24 protein-coding genes are annotated in these 22,193 nt (G+C 37.0%); all 24 read right to left on the bottom strand.

Annotated elements, in window-relative coordinates; all coding sequences use genetic code 11:
• Positions 1 to 38 precede the first annotated feature (38 nt).
• Positions 39 to 698, bottom strand: coding sequence for a sugar transferase (locus RCJ96_RS19800; protein WP_416504019.1), 660 nt, complete (start codon positions 696 to 698; stop codon positions 39 to 41).
• 18 nt (positions 699 to 716) lie between these two features.
• Entirely contained in the window at positions 717 to 1,595 is an 879-nt protein-coding gene (gene galU, locus RCJ96_RS19805) for a UTP--glucose-1-phosphate uridylyltransferase GalU (protein ID WP_416504018.1), read from the bottom strand.
• Between the two features lie 240 nt (positions 1,596 to 1,835).
• A complete protein-coding gene (locus RCJ96_RS19810; protein WP_416504017.1) occupies positions 1,836 to 2,603 on the bottom strand; it encodes a tyrosine-protein phosphatase in 768 nt (255 codons plus the stop codon).
• Positions 2,604 to 2,713: 110 nt separating this feature from the next.
• Positions 2,714 to 3,415: a CpsD/CapB family tyrosine-protein kinase gene (locus tag RCJ96_RS19815; protein ID WP_416504016.1), complete on the bottom strand. Its 702-nt coding sequence runs from the start codon at positions 3,413 to 3,415 to the stop codon at positions 2,714 to 2,716.
• The gene (locus RCJ96_RS19820) at positions 3,405 to 4,148 is read right to left on the bottom strand and encodes a YveK family protein (RefSeq protein ID WP_416504015.1); all 744 of its coding nucleotides are present in this window, start codon (positions 4,146 to 4,148) and stop codon (positions 3,405 to 3,407) included. Before RCJ96_RS19820 ends, RCJ96_RS19815 begins: the two co-directional genes overlap by 11 nt.
• A gap of 277 nt (positions 4,149 to 4,425) precedes the next feature.
• Positions 4,426 to 5,103, bottom strand: a complete 678-nt coding sequence (locus tag RCJ96_RS19825; RefSeq protein ID WP_416504014.1) for a CpsD/CapB family tyrosine-protein kinase — start codon at positions 5,101 to 5,103, stop codon at positions 4,426 to 4,428.
• A gap of 365 nt (positions 5,104 to 5,468) precedes the next feature.
• Positions 5,469 to 5,903, bottom strand: coding sequence for a 3-hydroxyacyl-ACP dehydratase FabZ (gene fabZ, locus RCJ96_RS19830; protein WP_000931956.1), 435 nt, complete (start codon positions 5,901 to 5,903; stop codon positions 5,469 to 5,471).
• 423 nt (positions 5,904 to 6,326) lie between these two features.
• Positions 6,327 to 7,328, bottom strand: a complete 1,002-nt coding sequence (mreB, locus tag RCJ96_RS19835) for a rod shape-determining protein (RefSeq protein ID WP_000457987.1) — start codon at positions 7,326 to 7,328, stop codon at positions 6,327 to 6,329.
• Between the two features lie 161 nt (positions 7,329 to 7,489).
• A complete protein-coding gene (gene spoIIID, locus RCJ96_RS19840; RefSeq protein WP_000544012.1) occupies positions 7,490 to 7,762 on the bottom strand; it encodes a sporulation transcriptional regulator SpoIIID in 273 nt (90 codons plus the stop codon).
• Between the two features lie 306 nt (positions 7,763 to 8,068).
• Positions 8,069 to 8,203, bottom strand: a complete 135-nt coding sequence (locus tag RCJ96_RS19845; protein ID WP_000008903.1) for a hypothetical protein — start codon at positions 8,201 to 8,203, stop codon at positions 8,069 to 8,071.
• 141 nt (positions 8,204 to 8,344) lie between these two features.
• Positions 8,345 to 9,250 (bottom strand): M23 family metallopeptidase, encoded by a 906-nt coding sequence (locus RCJ96_RS19850; RefSeq protein ID WP_001214938.1) that lies wholly within the window; start codon positions 9,248 to 9,250, stop codon positions 8,345 to 8,347.
• A 161-nt stretch (positions 9,251 to 9,411) separates the two neighbouring features.
• Complete coding sequence (locus RCJ96_RS19855) at positions 9,412 to 10,119, bottom strand: ABC transporter permease (RefSeq protein ID WP_000144426.1); 708 nt, start codon at positions 10,117 to 10,119, stop codon at positions 9,412 to 9,414.
• Entirely contained in the window at positions 10,119 to 10,961 is an 843-nt protein-coding gene (locus RCJ96_RS19860; protein ID WP_220779411.1) for an ABC transporter ATP-binding protein, read from the bottom strand. The genes RCJ96_RS19855 and RCJ96_RS19860 overlap by 1 nt, the downstream gene beginning before the upstream one ends.
• A gap of 181 nt (positions 10,962 to 11,142) precedes the next feature.
• Positions 11,143 to 12,150, bottom strand: a complete 1,008-nt coding sequence (locus RCJ96_RS19865; RefSeq protein ID WP_446699834.1) for a LytTR family transcriptional regulator DNA-binding domain-containing protein — start codon at positions 12,148 to 12,150, stop codon at positions 11,143 to 11,145.
• Positions 12,151 to 12,248: 98 nt separating this feature from the next.
• Positions 12,249 to 13,268, bottom strand: coding sequence for a stage II sporulation protein D (spoIID, locus tag RCJ96_RS19870; protein WP_074608115.1), 1,020 nt, complete (start codon positions 13,266 to 13,268; stop codon positions 12,249 to 12,251).
• A 209-nt stretch (positions 13,269 to 13,477) separates the two neighbouring features.
• Positions 13,478 to 14,782, bottom strand: a complete 1,305-nt coding sequence (gene murA / locus RCJ96_RS19875) for a UDP-N-acetylglucosamine 1-carboxyvinyltransferase (RefSeq protein ID WP_000411260.1) — start codon at positions 14,780 to 14,782, stop codon at positions 13,478 to 13,480.
• Positions 14,783 to 14,821: 39 nt separating this feature from the next.
• Positions 14,822 to 15,526 carry a YwmB family TATA-box binding protein gene (locus RCJ96_RS19880; RefSeq protein ID WP_416504012.1) on the bottom strand — a complete coding sequence of 235 codons (705 nt, stop codon included), beginning with the start codon at positions 15,524 to 15,526 and terminating at the stop codon, positions 14,822 to 14,824.
• Between the two features lie 51 nt (positions 15,527 to 15,577).
• Complete coding sequence (locus tag RCJ96_RS19885) at positions 15,578 to 15,814, bottom strand: DUF1146 family protein (RefSeq protein ID WP_000940742.1); 237 nt, start codon at positions 15,812 to 15,814, stop codon at positions 15,578 to 15,580.
• Positions 15,815 to 16,027: 213 nt separating this feature from the next.
• On the bottom strand, positions 16,028 to 17,542 hold the full coding sequence (gene nuoN / locus RCJ96_RS19890) for an NADH-quinone oxidoreductase subunit NuoN (protein ID WP_416504051.1): 1,515 nt from the start codon (positions 17,540 to 17,542) through the stop codon (positions 16,028 to 16,030).
• Between the two features lie 7 nt (positions 17,543 to 17,549).
• Positions 17,550 to 19,052 carry an NADH-quinone oxidoreductase subunit M gene (locus RCJ96_RS19895; protein ID WP_416504011.1) on the bottom strand — a complete coding sequence of 501 codons (1,503 nt, stop codon included), beginning with the start codon at positions 19,050 to 19,052 and terminating at the stop codon, positions 17,550 to 17,552.
• Positions 19,049 to 20,911 (bottom strand): NADH-quinone oxidoreductase subunit L, encoded by a 1,863-nt coding sequence (gene nuoL, locus RCJ96_RS19900; RefSeq protein WP_416504010.1) that lies wholly within the window; start codon positions 20,909 to 20,911, stop codon positions 19,049 to 19,051. Before nuoL ends, RCJ96_RS19895 begins: the two co-directional genes overlap by 4 nt.
• 29 nt (positions 20,912 to 20,940) lie before the next feature.
• Positions 20,941 to 21,255, bottom strand: a complete 315-nt coding sequence (gene nuoK, locus RCJ96_RS19905) for an NADH-quinone oxidoreductase subunit NuoK (protein ID WP_000100082.1) — start codon at positions 21,253 to 21,255, stop codon at positions 20,941 to 20,943.
• Entirely contained in the window at positions 21,248 to 21,772 is a 525-nt protein-coding gene (locus RCJ96_RS19910) for an NADH-quinone oxidoreductase subunit J (protein WP_001012801.1), read from the bottom strand. The genes nuoK and RCJ96_RS19910 overlap by 8 nt, the downstream gene beginning before the upstream one ends.
• Positions 21,769 to 22,188, bottom strand: coding sequence for an NADH-quinone oxidoreductase subunit NuoI (gene nuoI / locus RCJ96_RS19915; RefSeq protein ID WP_000677191.1), 420 nt, complete (start codon positions 22,186 to 22,188; stop codon positions 21,769 to 21,771). Before nuoI ends, RCJ96_RS19910 begins: the two co-directional genes overlap by 4 nt.
• Positions 22,189 to 22,193: the final 5 nt, after the last annotated feature.

Raw genomic sequence — 22,193 nt, forward strand, 5'->3', positions numbered from 1 at the left:
CTTTCTTAACTATGAATCTCATGTGCTACCACATGAGTTTATCTAGCACCACTTCCCGTTATTACAACTGAAATTGTTTTAATCATAATTTTCAAATCCATTATTAAACTTGCATTATTAATATAATAAATATCTAATATTAGTTTTTCTTTTGGGGTAATTTCATATCCACCATTTACCTGTGCCCATCCTGTTAACCCTGGCCTAACTTTTAAGCGATTTTTAAATCCTGGAGTTTCCTTTTCGAACTTTTCAGTAAAGATAGGCCTCTCAGGTCTTGGACCAACCAGTGACATTTCACCTTTTAAAATATTTATTAATTGGGGTAATTCATCAATTCGTGTCTTACGTATAAATAAACCTATTTTTGTAATTCGCGGATCATTTTGTTCTGCCCACTTTGCCCCGTTCTTTTCCGCATCTTTTCTCATAGAGCGCAGCTTTAGTACTTTAAAATTCTTTCCGTTTTTTCCTAATCTTTCTTGAGAGTAGAAAGGGGACCCTGGAGACTCTAATACAATAAGCAAACTAAATATCAGTATAACTGGTGATAATATAACTAATCCTATTAAAGAAACTATAAAATCTATCACATATTTAATACGTAAATATACGGTAGATGGCTCTTGCTGAATATGAATATTTTGTGTATTGACACTTCGTTGGTAATCTATCGCTATATTTTCATTAGCTTTCACTTTCCCTCTCCCCCACTCCTATTTCATCATTTTTTTATTTACTAATTCATCCATATAGCGTAATAATTGTTGATTTAACTCCTCATGCTGTAACGCCATTTCGATAGTCGTTTTAATAAATCCGAATTTCTCCCCAACATCATAACGAGTACCATCAAAATCATAAGCAAACACGCGTTGAATTTCATTTAATCTTTGAATCGCATCCGTCAACTGAATTTCTCCACCAGCCCCTGTTTGTTGATCTTCAAGGAACATAAAAATTTCTGGTGTTAAAATGTAGCGACCCATAATTGCTAAATTTGATGGCGCTGTACCTTGTGCTGGCTTTTCAACAAATTGACGTACTTGATAACGACGGTCATTCTGTTCAACTGGATCGATAATACCATAACGATGTGTTTCATTTTCTGGTACTGTTTGTACACCAATAACGGATGATTGTGTTCCGTCATATTGATCCATTAGTTGACGCAAACACGGTGTTTCTGCTTGCACAATATCATCACCAAGTAATACTGCAAATGGCTCGTTACCAATAAATTTACGTGCACACCATACTGCGTGCCCTAAACCTTTTGGCTCTTTCTGTCTTATGTAATGAATGTTAATTTTTGAGGAAGCTTGTACTTTTTCAAGTACTTCCAATTTCCCTTTTTCAAGCAGAGTTTGTTCTAACTCAAAGGAATGATCAAAATGATCTTCAATGGCACGCTTTCCTTTTCCAGTTACAATAATAATATCTTCAATTCCTGATTCTATCGCTTCTTCTACTATGTATTGAATTGTTGGTTTGTCAACGATAGGTAGCATTTCTTTTGGCATCGCTTTCGTTGCTGGTAAAAATCTTGTCCCCAGTCCAGCAGCTGGAATAATCGCTTTTCTTACTTTTTTCAAATCTAACCCTCCGCATTTAATTATTTATATGTAGCAATAATAAAAACCCTACCTATAGAGTCATTTTTATAACTCCATAGGTAGAGTTTCTATTAGAAATAAATTATGGGCATCTAACCCAACCTCACGCCATACTCCCGACGACAAGCGTCTAAGGTAGGTTCGAAATAAAAATTTCTACCCACAGCACGACCGAGTGCCCCCGTTGATAACGGTTAGGAGACATCACCAACTCTTTATTTAAAAAATACCAAACAATTTTTTACGACAAATTTGTTCTGGATCTTCTTTATAAATTGCTTTCCCGCTAATGATTAAATACGGATTCTCTCTTAAATCATTCATAACAGTTGCACCGAATTCTTTCTCTATCAGTTCATAGCTTTCTGCTAAATGAAATCCTCTTGTTGTTGTGTTATGTGCATCTGAAGCAACCATATGTGTTAAATTATGTTCCACAAGCTGCAATGAAAACTTCTTAATTTTTTTACCAAACTTACCTAGTAAACTACCTGCTGTCACTTGTGTTAAAGCACCTTTATTGACAAGGTTATATAACTTATCTGGTCGCTCGATTAACTCGGCATTACGTTCGGGGTGAACGATAATTGGGATCATTCCTTTTACACGTAGTTCATACAATAGTTGTTCTGTATAACGAGGTACATGATTAGATGGAAATTCAATGAATATGTATTTGTTTGTTTCATTTAAAGTAACGATTTTACCAGCTTCATAGTCTTCTAATAAATCACCGTATAACCTGACCTCTTGCCCTGGTAAAACTTTCAGTGGGATTTCATGTTGTTGTAATTCATCATTTAATTGCTTCACTTGATGAATAATAGAAGCACGCTCATTTACATATTTCCCATTTTGGTGATGTGGTGTTGCGACAATTGTATGTATTCCTTCTGCCACAGCTTGCTGTGCCATTGCTAAGCTATCAGTTACTGTTTGTGCACCGTCATCGATACCAGATAAAATGTGGCAATGTAAATCAATCATTTGTTTTGTCCTCCCTCGCTTATAGTAATCTTTTTTCCCTTGAATATGAGGTATCCCTCATATTCAAGGGAAAAAAGGAGATATGTTCTTCCCATATCTCACTCTTTTCATTAATTTGCACCGTAGTAATAATATAAGCCCTGTTCACGTTCACGATCGTTCAGAACAACACCTAATAATTTACCTTTTGCAGATTCCAATAATACTTTTGCTTTTACTGCTGTTTCCTTTTCTGTCAATTCACTACGCACAACAAGAATAGATGCATCGCATACATTTGCCATAATTTGCGCGTCTGTTACAGCTAAAATTGGTGGCAAGTCAAAGATGACTAAGTCGTACATACTATATGCTTGTGCAAGAAGTTCCTTCATTGATTTTGAACCTAATAATTCCGCTGGATTTGGCGGAATTGGCCCACATGCTAAAAAATGTAGATTATCAACTGCTGTCTTTTGTACACACTTCTCTAGACGTTCACTATGTGTTAATACGTTCGTTAATCCGAAAATATTATCTACTTGGAACATTTGATGCATCGCTGGTTTACGCATATCTGCATCAATTAATAATACTTTCTTTCCTTGTTGAGCAAACACAACCGCCATATTCGCTGTCGTTGTCGTTTTCCCTTCACTTGGATTAGCAGATGTTATCATTAATGAATGTATATTTTTATCAACAGCTGCAAATTCAATATTCGTTCGAATATTACGATATTGTTCTGAAATTGGTGCTTTCGGTTGTTGATGAGCAATTAATTGCCGACGTTGACGATGATTTTTTTTCTTTTTAAATAAATTAAGAACCAATTGTTTGTCCCCTCACTTTTCTTGATGATGGAGCATGCGATTTCACATTTGTTGTTTCTTCATCCATACGAGCAACAATACCTAACACTGGTAAGCCAAGTAAACTTTCCACATCTTCTTCTTTTTTTATCGTATTGTCTAGATACTCAAGTAAAAATGCAAGCCCAATCCCTAAAAGGATACCTGCTAAAATCGTAATAGCGATATTTATAAACGGCTTAGGTTTTATCGGAACAGGTTTTTCACCTAATTCAGCCTTTGAAAGAATTGTTATATTATCAACATTCATAATTTTTACAGCATCAGTTTTAAATACCTCAGCTAAAGTATTTGCGATATCTTCGGCTACTACTGGGCTCTCATCTTGTACAGATAATAAAATAACTTGAGAATCTTTTTCATTTTCAACTGTGATTTTTTGGTTCAATTCTTTAGAAGTAATATTCAAATTTAATTTTTCTTTTACCTGATCTAATATAACAGGACTTTTAAGAATAACCTTATATGTATTCGTTAATTGAATATTCGTTTGAATCTCACCAGCTTGGAACATTGCACCCTCTTGCTTCTTCTGGTTAACAAGAATTTGCGTCGAAGATTGATAGATTGGTGTCATAAAGAAGAAGCTAATGATAGCACTTACAATAGCTGCACCAAAGGCGATTACGAGGATCATTGCTAAACGTTTTTTTAAAATATGAAATAACTCTTTCAAACTAATTGTTTCTTCCATAAGTTCCTCCAACTTTCTAAAATTTGCACATAAGAAAAATTATAACATATAAATGTTACATTTTTTATTTTGATTGATTTCGTTCGACATTTATTCACATCAAGCACATATAATCTTACAAAATAATCTTAAATATGACAACACATTCCAACGATTTTCCAAAATTTCCATTATATCAATCTTTTTGTATAATGCAATAAAAAATTTTATAAAAATTCAAAAAGCCGACAAAAAATATTTGCCAGCTTTTACATTTTACTATTCTATATACTATTTTTTAATAATATCCATATTGTTCCTTTTCTTCTCTCTTATCGTTTAAAACGACACCAAGTTGTTTACCAGATGCCTTGTCTAATATTTGCTTCGCTTTTACAATTTTATCTTTTTCTGTTTTTTCACTGCGCACGACAAGTACGACACCATCACATTTGTTCGCTAATATTTGTGCATCACTAACTGCAAGAATCGGTGGTGTGTCGATTAAAATGATATCAAACATGTTATATGCTTCTAGTAAGAGCTCGTCCATTAACCGGCTACCTAATAGCTCAGCTGGATTTGGCGGGATTGGACCTGACGCCATTAAATATACGTTCTCTATATCTGTTTTTTGTATGCATTGCATCAGTTTCGCTTGTCCTGATAATAAGTTGGTTAAGCCATTAGAGGTATGAATAGCAAATAAGTTTTGAATGGTTGGCTTACGTAAATCTGCTCCAATTAACAATACTTTTTTCCCTTGTTGACCGAAAACAACGGCTAGATTTGCAATTGTTGTTGTTTTCCCATCTCCTGGGTCTGGTGAAGTGACAACGATAGAACGAATATGAGTATCTACAGATGTAAATTCAATGTTTGTACGAATGTTACGATATTGTTCTGCAACACGCGATTTCGGCTCTTTATGTGTAATTAGTTGCCTTAATGGTTTTCTTTTTTTTCTCCCGAACATGTTATGATCTCCTCTTTTCAAAATGCAACACTTACCCTTTTATCTTTCTATGCTCGATATATTACGCCCATTTTTCATTTACTCCCACTGGTAAAATCACCCACAAGTTCCCTCTACACTTCATCATAACGAATTATAATGAACTTTGTCCTACCTCATACTCTCCATAATGTGACAACACTATCTCTATTTTTATTGTGCTATCATTTATCTTAATTTCAAGATATTATATCGTCATTATATACGAACTTCCATTCATTTACAATTAAAATTCTGATTAATCTGTATTTTTATATTTCGAACAAAAGATATATGAATTAAAAAAATTCTTCTGCAACATGCAGAAGAATTTTTTTAATTAACATCTATTCTTTTTTATCACCAATCGCAAATGTAATTTCAGCTTCACAAGCAATTTCACCATCTACTGTTGCGATTGCTTTTCCTTTTCCGATTGGACCACGTACACGTGTCATTTCTACTTCTAGACGAAGTTGATCACCTGGACGTACTTGTTTTTTGAAACGACAATTGTCGATACCTGCGAAGAAAGCAAGTCTTCCGCGGTTTTCTTCTTTTTTTAATACAGCAACTGCTCCAACTTGTGCCAATGCTTCTACAATAAGTACACCAGGCATAACTGCGTAGTCAGGGAAGTGCCCGTTAAAGAATTCTTCGTTTGCGGATACATTTTTAATTCCAACCGCTCTTTTCCCTTCATCTACTTCTAATATTTTATCAACAAGTAAAAATGGATAGCGGTGAGGAATGATTTCTTTAATTTGTTCTATATTTAGCATATAACAATCGCCCCTTTTGTAATATTGGTCTTACCACTTGGACATATTGTCTATTATCCCATTTTGTTTATTGTTTGTCATTATAAAGTGAAACTTTACTTCCTATTTATAAAAAAATGCATACACTCTATTCTCTTAAAATAGTTGCACATCCTTGCAACTGACACGGAGGTAGAAAAGAGTGTATGCCCAGATTAGGGAAAGGCAATATGTATTAACACATGATTTGCCTTAATGTCGTATTCGACTCATTATATTATAAACGTTTTCAAATACGGAAATATTAAATTTAACCATATATATGAATATTTTACCTATATTCTTCGTTTTTCTTTATTTTTCTTCTATTTTCTCAAAAAATCGAAATAAAAAAATAAAAATACAAAAAAAAGAACTAAGGTTTACACCTTAGTTCCTTTCACTTTATCGTAAAGCACGCTTTGGTAATCTATCGATATTCTCTAACATAATACCTGTACCAACCGCAACGCAGTGCATTGGGTTTTCAGCAATTAATACTGGTACTTTTAGTTCTTCTGCTAGGAGCATGTCAATGCCGTGTAGTAAAGCTCCACCGCCTGTTAGAATTACACCGCGGTCGATGATGTCCGCTGATAATTCTGGTGGTGTGCGCTCTAGTACGCCTTTTGCAGCTTGTACAATAACAGCTGCATTTTCTTTTAATGCTTCTGTAATTTCTTCTGAGCATACTGTAATTGTGCGTGGTAAACCTGTTACCATGTCACGTCCGCGAATTTCAAGTTCTTCGCTACGTGCACCTGGGAATACTGTACCAACTTTAATTTTAATATCTTCTGAAGTACGTTCTCCGATTAATAGCTTATACTTACGTTTAATGTAGTTTAAGATCTCCATATCAAACTTATCGCCAGCCATTTTGATAGAGGAAGAGGTAACAATATCACCCATAGATAGTACAGCGATATCCGTTGTACCTCCACCAATATCAACAACCATGTTACCGCTTGGTTGGAAGATTTCCATACCAGCACCAACTGCGGCTACTTTTGGTTCTTCTTCTAAAAATACTGTTTTACCACCTGAACGTTCAGCAGCCTCACGAATTGCTTTTTGTTCTACTGATGTGATATTTGTTGGACAACAAATTAAAATGCGAGGTTTTGAAAAGAAGCTCTTTACGTCCAATTTGTTAATGAAATACTTTAACATTGCTTCTGTAATTTCGAAATCTGCGATTACACCATCTTTTAGTGGACGAATGGCTACAATATTACCAGGCGTACGTCCCACCATACTTCTTGCTTCTTCACCTACTGCTAATACTTTACCTGTGTTACGATCAATAGCAACAACAGATGGCTCATTTAATACAATACCCTTACCTTTAACATGGATTAATACGTTAGCCGTACCTAGGTCAATTCCGATATCTCGCGCAAACATTCCCGTTTTTTCCTCCTCGATATTCAAAATCAGGTTACACCCGAATTCTTTTACACCTAATTTCTGATTTTATCATAAATTTAACAGAAACGTAATATTCGCAAAAAGAATTCTTCTGAAAAATATTACCGAATTGAAACGGAATGTTTGCGATTGCATATTTATTGACGTACCGGCTTTTCTACATCTTCTTTTCTATACTTTTGTTTTGTTGCTTCTCCGCCTCTTAAATGACGAATAGACTTATGATAATCAAGAATTTCTTTCACTTCATTTGCGAGCTCTGGATTAATTTCTGGTAGACGTTCCGTTAAATCTTTATGGACTGTACTCTTTGATACCCCAAATTCCTTTGCAATGACACGCACTGTCTTTCTTGTCTCCACGATATACTTACCAATCTTGATAGTTCTCTCTTTGATGTAATCGTGCACACCACTCGCCTCCCTAAATTGGATGTGAGAAGGGTGAAATGAGCCTCGCTGCATACGACTAAGAAGTAAGTGTGAGTGCTGTTTGTAAGCGTTAAACATTCTTGGATTTATAATGAAATGATTCACGATTTCTCACCTCAAACACTCTCTTTGCTTTGGTTTATACCATTGTATTGCCCGCACTACTGATATATGCTACATGTTCACTATTTTTGCGGACTAAGTTAAGAAAAATTACGTTTTTTTGTGAGAAATACGTTAACAGTGACTATTTTGGCGAAAAAATGACACCTTGTATATAAGGTGTCATTCTTCTCGTTCCAACTCTTCTTCTAACAATTGATGGTGGGGAACCTCTTTCTTACCGGCAATATAATAATATAAGGTGAATAAAACAAACAATAAAATAATAGCAGTCGACAGAACAAACAAAAATGACACAGTATCCCCTCCCTTTTGTAATATATATTCGAGAATCTCGTCATTTTTCCTTGTTATTGCAACTTTTTTCTCGAAATTGAGTATTTTTATATGAAAATAAAAAAATCAGCTCTCCTAGTGAGAACTGATTTTTTCACTTTCTTATTCTTGTGAAGAAGAACTGTTAGATGATTCTGTAGAACCATTTGTTGATTTTTCTTCTTTCTTCGGTTCTTCTTTTTTGTCACTAGTTGAACCGCTAGTTGATTTCTCTTCTTTTTGAGACTTGTCTTCTGTTTTACTTTCTGGTTTCGTGCTCGTTGACTTTTCTTCTTTTTGAGATTTGTCATCAGCTTTTTTACCAGAAGCGTTCGTTGCCTTTGCAGCACCTGCATCAGCTTTAATTTCTGCTACTGACTTATTTAAGTAGCGCTCAGGGTTCACAGCCACATTGTCTTTACGTACTTCAAAGTGAACGTGAGAACCTGCTTCTTTATTCATTGCACTTAGACCGGATTTTCCTAATACTTCACCTTGTACAACTCGTGCACCTTTTTCTACTTTTACACTGCCTAAGCTTTGATAAGAAGCTGCTACACCATTTCCGCTATCAACTGTTACAACATAACCAAGAAGTGAATCTTTTTCAGCTTTCGTTACTGTACCACTTAAAGCAGCTGTAACATTGAATTCTTTTCCATTCTTCGCAGCAATGTCAATTCCTTTGTTCGGGGAATATGTGTTGTTATAAAAGACAAGTGCTTTTTCTTGTTCCGCCTCAGTTGCTGCATCTTCATAGAACTTCTTCTGTACAACTACTTCCGCACTCGCGGCAGCTGGCATTTTCACTACTTCTGAAGACTTCGTTACTGGTACTGCTGGATCTTCCGTTTGTGTATACGGCGTTGCTTGATCTTGGTTCGGAGTCTTCTTCGGATTAGCTCCTTGGAACCATAGTGCAACCATTAAAATTACCGCTGCACAAGCAATGTATAGTGCCGGAAATACCCATCTTTTTTGAAATAAATGTACTACCTTTTGCGACTTTTTATTATTTCTTCCTCGCATTCCATCATCACCTCAGCAATCATTTTGAACAATATTCACGTATCCTATACAACGTATAACTAATTACTTTTCGACAAAATCTGTAAAAATATGTATGGAAATTGTAAAATTTCCGAGGAAATGATAGAAAATAGAAAAAACTGAGCGTTTCGGCTCAGTTTTTAGTCCATTTGTTTCTTTTTGTAAATTACAATACAAAGAATAATTGAAAGCACACACCAAATTATAATATTGATTAAATCACCACTAACAGTTGAAAATCCTTTTCCAGCCAGCAATTTCGGCATTGCATCTGCAAGATGTTTCGTTGGAAGAAAATCGATTGCCTTTTTTACAAACTCACTTTTAATAAATCCTCCTAACATTGGAGCTAAAAGAAAAACAAATAGAATCGGCATACCTACTACTGATGTTGACGCCGTTGTTTTAGCTATTAATCCAATCGCTGTACCTAACATAAGGAAGAAAAATATACTAACAAGTAAAAATAGAGCAATTAAAACCATATTTCCCTTTATTACACCTAAAATAGCAAAGTTACTAATACAAATTACGAATGTAATAAGAGCTGTTAATGCGCTTTTTCCTAGCAATACTTCTAATGTTGATGCTGGCGATAACATCATTACACGTAGCGTATGCTTTTCTTTTTCTTCCGCAATTAAAGCCGCTTGAACAAAGCTTCCTACCATTGTTAAAGCCATTAAAGTTACCATATTAGCTATTTGCTCTTTCGGCCCATCCATCTGTTGATAAACAAAAGAAAATACAAGTGGCAGTGCCGCCATTACGAGTACAGATGCATTTGCTTTAATATCCTGTACCTCTTTCCGAAAAATAGCTGAAAATCGTCTCATTGAAAATGTCATTATAATCCCCTCCCAGTAACTTCAATAAAGATATCGCCTAACGTTGGTTCGTGTGAGTGAATGGATAATAATTCGCCTTTTTTCATCCATTCTGAAATACGTTTTGCACCTAATTCATCTTTTTGTACCGTTTCTTTCTTCTTATCCTTTAACACGACTTGTATTTGATCTTTCGCGTATTTTAAGCGAAGGTTCTCTGGTGTATCAAGCGCTACAATTTCTCCGCCACATAGAAAGGCAATGCGGTTACAAAGCGTTTCTGCTTCGTCCATATTGTGCGTCGTTAAGAAAATTGTCGTTCCTTCTTTATTTAAGTCTTTTAAGACTTTATGAATGTTTTGTACGTTAACTGGATCAAGTGCAGATGTCGGTTCGTCTAAGAAGAGGATATCTGGTTTATGAAGGATTGCTCTAGCTAATGTGACGCGCTGCTTCATTCCTTTTGATAATTTCTTCACTAATGTTTTTTTATCATCTAATAGATTCACTTGTGCTAGCACTTCATCGATTCGTTCTTTTTTGCAATCATATAAGTCACAAAATAATAGTAAGTTATCATAAATGCTAAGTCTCTCATATAAACCGCTGTTGTCTGTTAAAATACCAATTCGTTTATAATCGATGCTGCTTGGCCCTGTAATATCTTTCCCTAATACTTTTACCGTTCCAACGCTATGAAGTAATTGAGAAGTTAATATTTTTACTGTTGTCGTTTTCCCAGATCCACTCGGTCCGAGGAATCCGAAAATCTCGCCTTGCTTCACCTCGATATTTACATTTCGAAGTGCCGTTTTTTCGTTGAAACTTTTCATTACATCTTTCATTTCAATTGCCAATGTCATCTCGTCATCCCCTTTGTTTTTTTCTTTTATAGATGAAAGTCGCTTTAGCGCTTTTCGTTTGTTTGTTTCGCTTTTCTTGACTCAATCATATGAAAAACAAAGGGGTTACGCAGTAAAATACCGGTAAAAGGAGTATTTTTACCGGTGAATGAATCGTATTTTGAGCTTATTGGAGCGAATTTTATAGCCCAATTACACCTTTTAACTCATCCATTCGTCCTTTCGAAAGCGGAATTGAACTTTTTCTTTCGTCATCCAAAATTAAACTAAAGCTATTACGAGTCCAAGTAATCACTTCTCGTACTCTTTGTAAATTCACAAGGTACGAGCGATGACATCTAAAGAAACCAAAACCTGTTAATCTTACTTCTAGTTCACTTAATGTTAATGCGCATACGAAATCCCCTTCACGAACATGAATATGTGTCACTCCGTTTTGCGTTTCAATGAAATGGATTTCCATTGGGTCTAATAAAATGATTTTATCGTTTACTTTCGCTGGTATTCTTTCTAACTTCATTTGCGGAATCATTTGAATGACTTTTTCTTCATCGACTTCTTCTGCTTCTTCTCGTTCGATTTCTATTTTTTTCACACCATCATTGTTTAATATGTATACATCTTCTGTTAACGAAAGGGCATCCGATAGAAATGATGACGTAATAAAAATTGCCTTTCCTTGCTCTTTCATTTTCATAATCGCTTTTCGAATAATAATCGTACTCTCTGTATCTACATTTTGCTCTGGTTCTTCCAAAATAACTAAGTCCGGATTATGAATCATAACTCGCCCAATATGAAGACGACGTTTCTCTGAAAATGATAGTTTTTCTATTTTAACGTTTAATTTATCTAGGAGACCGACAGATTGTACTACTTCTTCCGTACTCATATTTGATTCATAAAGCCCTATTAAGAACTTGAAGTATTCCTTTACCTTCAAACGATCATATGCCTCATCTTTCAAAAAACAAAAACCGATGCGGGAATAATTTTTCTTTCCAATCACTTCATCTTCAAATAGCACATTGCCAGTTGAAGCTTCTTCCTCACCAATAATAATGCGGTGCAAAATTTTTGCTGTATGGTTATTACACTGCAAAACAACACATTGTCCCTTCTTAACCTTCAGTTCAACTGCCGGTAACTGGTTCGTCTTACCTAATTGTTTCAACTCCAGTAACGCCATTTTGTCTCCCCCAAATACTTTTTATCCTATTATATCAAACAATTAATGGAAAATTATGATATTTTAAACAAAAAGCAGGTGCCAGGAGACCCTGACACCTACTTCTTCACCATCAACTTACCTTCATAATCATTCATCGTCTTTATTTCAACGCCTTTGTAGTAATGAGCGACGATATCTGTATATTTTTTGCCTTCTGCTGCCATGCCGTTCGCTCCGTATTGGCTCATGCCAACGCCGTGGCCAAAGCCTTTCGTCGTAACAACGATTTTATCTCCCTCTTGTTTCCACGTGAAATCAGAGGAGCGTAAATCTAATTTGTCACGCACATCTCTTCCGGTTAATGTTTTCCCTTGAAATGCTACATCTTTTACACGTTTTCCTTCCGTACGTCCTTTAATGTCGCCAACTTTTCCGTCTGCTAACACTTTCACACCGAGACGTTTTTGAAAGTCAGCTACTGTAAAGGTTTGCTCGCTCGTAAATTTCGGAGAAGCTTGATCCCACGGACTATCTACACTCTTTAAGTACGGATAATCATTTCCCCAATAATCAGCCGCATTTTCTGTCCGGCCATTACTCGTTGAGAAGAATGATGCTGAGATTGGTTTTCCCTCATACGTTAAAACTTGTCCTGCGGTTTTCGAAACGGCTTCCTCGATTTTCTTTAAATTATTTTCGTAGTTATTGCCCCATTGTTTTTTCAATTCTTCTTTGCTCTTGTACACTTGATCTTTCACCGTATCTGTCACGTCCGCATTGTTTTTCTTTCCTCCGCTTAGCATACGCTGGACTACAAATGTTCTCGCTGCTAATGCCTGCGCCTTTAGCGCCTCTATTTCAAAACTGGCATTCATCTCAGAAGCTACTACACCGGTCACATACTCCTCCATAGGTAATGACTCTACCTTTTTCTGTTTCTCGCGATATACAGCAACTTGAACCGCTGTATCCACTTTCCCTGGAGCTGGTATACTTTCTATCGCTGGAGGAGTGTTAGAAGCTGCTTTTTCCTCTACTTTTGCTTTCGCAAACGGAATCACAAGAGCAGCAGGTACAATGATAACGAGCGCTATGAGAAGCGCTACTGTAATAAAAAGTGGCTTTGAAAATTTCATCTTATTTCCCCCAATATGAAAAAGCTTTACTCCATTCATTCTTATGGAACAACTCTTTCTTTTAGAACATACTTAAGGGGAACCATATAAAACAAAAATTTTCTAAATATTTTTACTGGTACGTGCATAAGTATAGAATTTCTTGACTATAACAGTAATAAGCCCAAAAAAAATAGCCTCCATGTCAAAAGACATAGAGACTATTTCAATTAAGCGTGAAGATCAGAAACTTCTTGTTCTTTCACTTCTTCTACTTTTTCGTTTACACGTTCAATAGTTGCACCTAATGCAGCTAATTTCTTATGGAAGTTTACATAGCCACGGTCAAGATGTTTTAACTCAGTTACACGAGTGTAACCTTCTGATACTAAACCAGCTAAGATTAATGCAGCTGCAGCACGTAAATCAGTTGCTGCTACTTCAGCACCTTGTAAGCTGTTTGGACCGTTCATAATAACAGAACGACCTTCGATTTTAATATCAGCATTCATACGACGGAATTCTTCAACGTGCATAAAGCGGTTTTCAAATACCGTTTCTGTAATCATACTTGTTCCTTCAGCTTGTAGTAATAATGCCATCATTTGTGATTGCATGTCTGTTGGGAAACCTGGGTGAGGCATAGTTTTAATATCAACCGCTTTTAACTTATCTGGGCCGATAACACGTACACCTTCATTTTCCTCAATAATTTTAACACCCATTTCTTCCATCTTCGCTGTAATTGAGCGTAAATGTTCAGGCACAGCATTTTCAATTAAGATGTCTCCACCAGTAATTGCCGCTGCAACCATGAATGTTCCCGCTTCAATACGGTCAGGAATAATAGAGTGGTTTGCACCATATAATTTATCAACGCCTTCGATACGAATCGTTCCAGTTCCAGCTCCGCGTACTTTCGCTCCCATCGCATTTAAGAAGTTAGCTAAGTCAACGATTTCTGGTTCTTTCGCTGCGTTTTCAAGGATTGTTGTCCCTTTTGCTAATGTAGCTGCAGACATAATGTTTTCTGTCGCGCCCACGCTTGGGAAGTCTAAATAAATTTTAGCTCCTTTTAGTTCTCCCTCAACGTATGCCTCAACAAAACCGTTACCAACCTGTACTTTTGCTCCCATTGCTTCGAAGCCTTTTAAATGTTGGTCAATTGGACGTGAACCAATTGCACATCCACCAGGAAGTGCAATACGAGCACGACCGTTACGTGCTAATAATGGTCCCATTACTTGAACAGATGCACGCATTTTACGTACATATTCAAATGGTGCTTCAATGTTTAGCTCTTTAGAAGCATCGATTGTTACTTTGTTATTTTCAAATACGACTTCAGCATTTAAATGACGTAATACCTCATTAATTGTGTATACATCAGACAAAACTGGTACTTCAGATAGTACATTCTTTCCATCACTCGCTAATAGGGCTGCAGCGATTATAGGTAATACAGCATTTTTTGCGCCCTCAACACGCACTGTGCCGTTTAACCGCTTTCCGCCACGGACGATGATCTTTTCCAAATTATTCCCCTCCGTGTCCTTTTTTCAGTATCTATTCACTCAATACTCAGAAGTTATGATCGGTGTGCCAACCACAATTGTATCTTTGTTGTCTGTAGAACGTATTGCTATTTGCACATTTATTTTCTCTCTATTTGTTGAAAGAGCGTCATCCCACTTTTTATTGTATGCGGAGACTGACACAAATGCTCTTTCTTCTATCTGTTCGATCGCTCTTGCTGAAAGATCTTTCAAAACCTGATTGGTTTTATTTTGCAAAACACCTTCAATCTTATCATTCAGTACACCTTGAACACAAGTGTAAATTATAGGTTTTTCACTAAAAATTTTATTCGTTTTTCGAATATACTTCGGGTCCCATTTTGCCCCGCTCACTTCAAAAATAATGAAAGTGTTTTCTTTAGTATTTTCCTTACTCCAAGTTACTACTACTCGTTCTTCATAAGAAGAAAATTTTTTATAGGATGTAGCTTTATATCCATCTGGAGATTGCTCTAATTCCCACTTTTGAATATTCGCCTTATCCTTCACATCGTTTAACAACTTTTGAAACGTATGTATATTAGAAATTGTTTTTGTTTCTCGTGCTAACCATGACCATTTCTCTACTTTAGCATCATTTTTCTCTACAGCTGCGATCATGTTCTCCATCTTCTGTTCATCGCTTATCGGTTTCATCTCTCTATATCCAACCAAAAATAAAACAACACTAAGTGCAACAATAAGAATGGCTTTAAGCTTCAATTTCATCCCCTCCTATCCCCATTGTTAACGGAGATATGAGGTTCTATACACTTACTTTACTAAATACGTTAAACTCTTTGAATAGCCTAAATAATCAAGGAAAAAGTTACTTACAGATGTCCCAATTGCAATTGTAATTAAAATGAGTAATACTCTCGTCTGCATCACCTTTCCAGGCTTCATTAAACGCTCAATGTGAATACCTTGTAAGGCCCACCACGTAATGGTAATAAACAATAAATGCGAAACGATGGCAATCAGTGCTTGTTGCCCTAAAAGATGTGCCAAAAAACCGACCCCTTTTTACCTAGCTACTACTTACGAAATCTTATAAAAACGATACCATAATAAGTAGGAGCCACACTTTTTCAAATACAAATAAGCATCTTACATGTTACATCGTAATTTTTCTCTTTAAAAGCGTATACTTATATGCATTTTCAATTGTAATTCACACAAAATAAAAAGCGCAGAGTAACGACTCCACACCTTTTATTTTCACTATTGTACCACGTTCCCTAAGAAGAAGAAATCTTTCATTAATGGAAAATATTCATAAAAGAAATTGTATCCAATCATCGGCATAATCCCTAGTATTACAATCGAAATTGCACAAAGGCTCATCACAACCTTTATATTGAGTGGCAAACGAATTTTCTCTTCTACTTCTCCCGTACGGAAAAACATTTGCTGTAAAATACGGAAATAATATACGAATGAAATGACTGTCGTCCCCATCATAATAGAAGCTAGTACGTAATGAGCTGGCTCTACGTGAAGTGCACCTAAAAAGATGTTAATTTTCCCAATGAAACCAGCTGTTCCTGGTATCCCCGCTAGCGATAAAATAAAAATCGTCATCACGATTGCTGTAAATGGCGACCTTTTATATAATCCGGTGAAAATGGTCATATTTTCTTTGTCGCTTTGTAAGATTAAAGCGTGGATAATTGCAAACGCGCCTATATTCATAAGCATATACGCAAGCATGTAAAACCACATGCTATCCATCGTAAATGGCGATAATGCTACAAGCGGTACGAGTAAATATCCTGCATGCGCGATTCCTGAATAAGCAAATAAGCGTTTTACGTTATATTGCTTTAATGCGACTACATTTCCAATAATCATCGTAATACTAGCTAGCACAGCGATGTATATGCTCATACGTCCGTATAAAGATTGCATGTCTCCTTGCACCGATACACTTGCAAAAACCATGAGGAACAGACGAATAATGAGTAAAAACCCAGCAATTTTAGAAATTGTTCCAAGAAAAGCAGTAACGGGTGTAGCTGCCCCTTCATACACATCAGGTGCCCACATATGAAACGGCACTGTCGCAATTTTGAATGAGAGGCCAACGAGTAATAGTAGAAATGCGAGAGCTAGCAATAATTGAATGCCACCAGCCAGTTCCCCAGCAAATACCTTTTGCATATCCACAATATTAGTTGATCCTGTAATGCCGTATAAATAACTCATTCCAAAGAGCGTAATTGCCGTTCCAATTCCTCCATTAATGACATATTTCATTGCTGCCTCATTTGATGCACGGTTCTTTTTTCGTATTCCTACTAAAATGTAGGAAGAAAGTGAAAGCAATTCTAAACCGACGAAAAGTGTAATGAAATCAACGCTAGAAGCCATAAACATAGCCCCAAGAAGCGCCATTAAAAATAAGTAATAATATTCTCCCTTATCTTCAATTGGATTTTTCTTATCATCGCTCATTGCGGTGCACAAAATGAGGGCCGCCCCGCCTAACAACAACGTTTTAAATCCTTTTGAAAATCCATCTAACACAAACGATCCATTTAAAATATCTCCCGCTGGTTCGCCATATAGCGTAATTAGTGACACGATTGCTAATACGACTGCCGCGATTGCACCAAGCGCTACGTATCTATGGTTCAGCTTAAAAAACAAATCACATATGGAAAGAAGGATGGCAGCCCCGAGAATGATGAATTCTGGCACCATGAGATGCCATGATAAGCTAAGTAACGTATTCATATCCATCCTACTTCACCCCCAATGTTTTCAATGTATTTTGAAGCGGATCCCCTAGTATTTCTGGCATTACGCCAATTGCAATAATGCAGAAGATAAGTAGCAAGATAGGAACATACTCCCATCCGTGTATATCAGCTTTCGCTTCCCACTCTTTCTTACCAAATGTTACTTGAAGGGTTGCTCTTAATACGTATACAGCGGTTAAAATGATGCCAAGTACTCCGGCCGCAGCAATGACTGGCTCCCCTTGGAATAAACCGAGAAAGGCAAGAAACTCGCTAACAAATCCAGACATTCCCGGCAATCCAAGCGATGCCATTCCTCCCGCTAAGAAGAAACCGCTAAGTACTGGTACACTTTTTGCAAGTCCGCCAAGCGCCGTAATATCCGACGTTCCAAAACGCTGTTCTATAACACCAAGTAAGAAAAAGAGTAAAGCTGCAATTAAACCGTGCGAAACAACTTGGAATAAAGCGCCTTGTGTACCTGGTGCATTTAACGCCGCAATGCCCATTAATACAATACCCATATGCGAAATACTAGAGTAAGCGAGTACCTTCCGAAAGTCTGTTTGAATGAGCGCTAAGAAGGCTCCGTACAATAAATTGATAACTCCTAAAATCGCAATGAGCGTTGCAAACTCGCGAAAGTATTCCGGGAATAGCCCCTGCCCGAAGCGAATGATACCGTATGCTCCAATCTTCAGTAAAACACCTGCATGCAGCATCACTACAGCCGGATGTGCTTCAATATGTACATTGACCATCCAGCGATGTAACGGGAAAACAGGTAGTTTAATCGCAAAAGCGATCATTATGCTAAGAAACAAGCCGAACTGTAAACTATTTGGGACAGCCATTCCTCCGCCAGCACCTACACTCGCTAATATTTCTTTCAGTACTGTAATATTTGTTGTACCTGTTTTCGCAAATAAAACCGAGAAAACGATAAGCAAAATAGCGGAGCCAATACCGTTATATATTAAATAACTATAAGCAGCTTTTTCACTCGACAATTTCCCCCACTTCCCAATTAATAAAAACATCGGTGGCAATGTAATTTCAAAGAAGACAAAGAACAACATTAAATTTTGAGCAGCGAAGACACCGAGCATCCCTATTTCTAACATGAGTAATAGCATATAAAATGCTTTCAAATTCCTTTTAATCGTAAATGCCGCAATTGCTGCAAGCATCGCTAGAAGGGCCGTCAGTACCATCATAACGAGCGATAAACCATCAATACCAAGCTCGTAATAAATGGAAAACCACCTTTTATCCACCGCTGCAAAATCCCCGAATTTAATCCATTTCACTTTTTCATCAAATAGAGACAAATCCCTTCCAGAAGCATATGTACAAGCGAGGACGATAGCCATTCCAAATGGAAGCACCGTTCCAAATAAACCGAGCGCTCGCACTGTACGTGATTCTTTTTTCGGTGTTAATGTAAGTAAGAGAATTCCTAAAAGCGGGGAAAAAATGAAGAACGTTAATAACAAATCATTCATCGTAAATCCCCTCCCGTATAAAGCAAAATAATGAAGAGTACTGCAAGTGAAACAGCTGTTACAGTCCCGTACACTTGTACATTTCCGTTTTGGAGTCTAGAGCCGACTCCGCTCATCCCTTTAACTAAACTCCCTATTAAAACGGCAATCCCTTCGACTACATACACTTCAAATAAGCGAAGCACATGAGCGATTCCTTTCGTAATAGGAAGCACCGTCATATTGTATAGTTCATCCACATAATATTTTTCTTTCAAAATTTTATAAAGAGGTGCTTCCTCGCCACCAGCCCAATCTCTAGCAATAGATTTCTTGCCATATATGAAATATGCAAGAGCAATCCCAGCCAAAGAAACGAGCGTCGCAACAATCATAATCCAAACTGGGCCGTGTGCCTCTTGCACTTTAAATGCTACATCTTTCGTAAGCCAATCCCCGAGAAACGTTCCAAACCACGGTGTATTTATATAACCTGCCACAACTGCAAGGACGCCAAGGACAATCATCGGATACGTCATGATGCGGGGCGATTCATGCACATCTTCCTTCGTCTTCGCTTCCCCCGTAAAGACGAGAAAGTATAGACGGAACATGTAGAACGCTGTTAGGAATGCTGCAAGTATCGCTAAGACGAATAAAACATAATTGCCGTTCATCCAAGCTGCCGCTAAAATTTCATCTTTACTAAAGAAACCGGAAAGGAGCGGCACACCACTTATTGCAAGGGTACCGATTAAAAATAGCGCAGCAGTTACTTTCATCTTCTTCTGTAAGCCGCCCATTTTATTAATATTTTGCGTATGCACGGCATGAATGACACTTCCTGCCGCCAAAAATAGCAACGCTTTAAAAAAAGCGTGTGTCGTTAAATGGAACACACCAGCTACATAACCGGCAGATCCTAATGCAAGCATCATATACCCGAGCTGACTAACTGTAGAATAAGCAAGTACTCTCTTTATATCCGTTTGTACAAGACCGATGGAAGCTGCAAAGATTGCAGTAAAGGCGCCAACAATTGCTACCGTCTGCATCGCCACCGCACTTGCTGAAAATAGCGGAAACATCGTTGCCACTAAATATACGCCAGCTGCGACCATTGTCGCCGCATGAATAAGTGCCGAAACAGGCGTCGGCCCTTCCATCGCATCCGGTAACCACGTATGAAGCGGGAACTGACCTGATTTCCCCATTGCACCAATAAAAATTAATATCGCTGTTATTGTAATCATCGTAGGGGTAAGATCCCCAGTATGAATCGCTCTAAAAATTGCATCATATTCAAAACTACCTGCATGCCAGAAAATTAAGATCATCCCAATAAATAAACCGACATCGCCAATACGTGTCATAATAAAAGCCTTCTTCGCGGCAGCCCTCGCTTCTTCTTTAAAGAAATAAAAACCGATGAGTAAGAACGAACCAAGGCCGACTAACTCCCAAAATATATAAAGCTGTAATAAATTCGGTGATATAACAAGCCCGAGCATCGCAAATGTAAAGAGTCCTAAATAGGCATAAAAGGTTGGTAATCTTTCCTCACCTTTCATATAGCCTTTCGAATACACGTGTACAAGTAAACTCACAAGGGTAACGATAAACAGCATTAAAGCCCCTAATGCTGTCACTTCAAAGCCAAATGATATATCAATATCTCCAGCTCTAAGCCATACCCACTTATGCTTCACTGGTACTGTCGTAAATCTTTCTATTAATACAAGTACCGCACATATAAAGGAGAGAAAGACGAAGAAAATACTAAGTACACTGCTTCCTTCTCTAATTTTCTTCCCGAATATAATTAATAACAAAAACGAAACAAGCGGGAAAAGCGGTATGAGCCATGCATAATCGATCATTGTTTCCTTCCCCCTTTTCGGTCACAATGTTATCCTTTGAGCGTATCCATTTCATCTACATGAACTGTCGTACGATTACGATATAAAGCAATTAAAATGGCGAGTCCTACCGCCGCTTCCGCTGCTGCTACGGCCATCGTAAACAGAGAGAAAATTTGCCCTGTTACATTTGGAAACAAACCTAATTTACTAAACGCTACTAAGTTTAAATTGGCTGCGTTAAGCATTAATTCAATACAAACTAATACAATCACCGTATTTCGCTTCGTTAAAGCTCCAAACAAACCGATGCAAAACAAAATAATCGCAAGCGTTAAATATGCAGAAGCAGGTACGCTACTCATTGGAATCCTCCTCTTTCTCATCTTTCTTCGCAAGAATAATTGCGCCAACAAGTGCTACAAGTAAAATAACTGAGGTTAACTCAAATGGAATAATATATTTTGAATAGAGAAGTGTACCGATTTGAAGTGTGTTTTTTTCATGGAGAGGTAAACTTCCTTGTGCGCTTTCATTTGCAAAATCAATATTGTTAACAGCGAAATACATAACTGCCCCAAATGCTACAACCGCAAAGAAGATAATCCATTTTCGAAGAGTAAGACGTGATTCATTTTCTGCGTTATGTTTCGTTAACATAATGCCAAAAATCATAATAATTGTGATCGCACCAGAGTAAAGTAAAATTTGTGCAACGCCTATAAATTCAGCTGATAAAAGAAAGTACAAACCCGCAATGCTGAGAAATGTTAGAACGAGAGCTAGCATCATATGCATGACTTTCGTTAAATTCAACATAAGAACGCCGCCGATAATTGCAGACAAGGATAGTATAAAGAATGCTATAAACTCGCCATTCATGCTTTATTCTCCTTTCTGACGTTTTCGTCGTTTTCATCAAGCCACTGCAAATTTTTAAATAAGTCATCCCGTGAATATTCCGCGAGTTCAAAGTTATTTGTCATAACGATCGCCTCTGTCGGACAAACTTCTGTACATAAATCACAAAGAATACAAATTTCAAAATTAATATCGTACGTGTCGATAATTTTTCCTTTTTTCGTAGGATCCGGATGTTTTTTCCCCGTTAACTGAATACAGTCTGTCGGACAAATATTGGAGCACTGGTTACAAACGATACACTTTTCTGGATAAAACTTTTGAATCCCTCGAAACCGGTCTGGCAATGGCAACGGTTGATTCGGATAATCATACGTCACTTTCTTTTTACTCAAATTGCTTAATGTATATTTTAGTCCTTTAAATAGACCTTTCATCTCTT

The organism is Bacillus sp. BSL6, from assembly GCF_052928345.1.

What these genes read in the sequence shown, in the direction of transcription:
- RCJ96_RS19810 (WP_416504017.1), bottom strand. Translation starts at nt 2,603, where the DNA reads ATGATTGATTTACATTGCCACATTTTATCTGGTATCGATGACGGTGCA.
- RCJ96_RS19820 (WP_416504015.1), bottom strand. Translation starts at nt 4,148, where the DNA reads ATGGAAGAAACAATTAGTTTGAAAGAGTTATTTCATATTTTAAAAAAA.
- RCJ96_RS19825 (WP_416504014.1), bottom strand. Translation starts at nt 5,103, where the DNA reads ATGTTCGGGAGAAAAAAAAGAAAACCATTAAGGCAACTAATTACACAT.
- fabZ (WP_000931956.1), bottom strand. Translation starts at nt 5,903, where the DNA reads ATGCTAAATATAGAACAAATTAAAGAAATCATTCCTCACCGCTATCCA.
- mreB (WP_000457987.1), bottom strand. Translation starts at nt 7,328, where the DNA reads ATGTTTGCGCGAGATATCGGAATTGACCTAGGTACGGCTAACGTATTA.
- RCJ96_RS19850 (WP_001214938.1), bottom strand. Translation starts at nt 9,250, where the DNA reads ATGCGAGGAAGAAATAATAAAAAGTCGCAAAAGGTAGTACATTTATTT.
- RCJ96_RS19855 (WP_000144426.1), bottom strand. Translation starts at nt 10,119, where the DNA reads ATGACATTTTCAATGAGACGATTTTCAGCTATTTTTCGGAAAGAGGTA.
- RCJ96_RS19860 (WP_220779411.1), bottom strand. Translation starts at nt 10,961, where the DNA reads ATGACATTGGCAATTGAAATGAAAGATGTAATGAAAAGTTTCAACGAA.
- RCJ96_RS19865 (WP_446699834.1), bottom strand. Translation starts at nt 12,150, where the DNA reads ATGGCGTTACTGGAGTTGAAACAATTAGGTAAGACGAACCAGTTACCG.
- spoIID (WP_074608115.1), bottom strand. Translation starts at nt 13,268, where the DNA reads ATGAAATTTTCAAAGCCACTTTTTATTACAGTAGCGCTTCTCATAGCG.
- nuoN (WP_416504051.1), bottom strand. Translation starts at nt 17,542, where the DNA reads ATGAATACGTTACTTAGCTTATCATGGCATCTCATGGTGCCAGAATTC.
- RCJ96_RS19895 (WP_416504011.1), bottom strand. Translation starts at nt 19,052, where the DNA reads ATGAATGATTTGTTATTAACGTTCTTCATTTTTTCCCCGCTTTTAGGA.
- nuoL (WP_416504010.1), bottom strand. Translation starts at nt 20,911, where the DNA reads ATGATCGATTATGCATGGCTCATACCGCTTTTCCCGCTTGTTTCGTTT.
- nuoK (WP_000100082.1), bottom strand. Translation starts at nt 21,255, where the DNA reads ATGAGTAGCGTACCTGCTTCTGCATATTTAACGCTTGCGATTATTTTG.
- RCJ96_RS19910 (WP_001012801.1), bottom strand. Translation starts at nt 21,772, where the DNA reads ATGAATGGCGAGTTTATAGCATTCTTTATACTATCCTTGTCTGCAATT.
- nuoI (WP_000677191.1), bottom strand. Translation starts at nt 22,188, where the DNA reads ATGAAAGGTCTATTTAAAGGACTAAAATATACATTAAGCAATTTGAGT.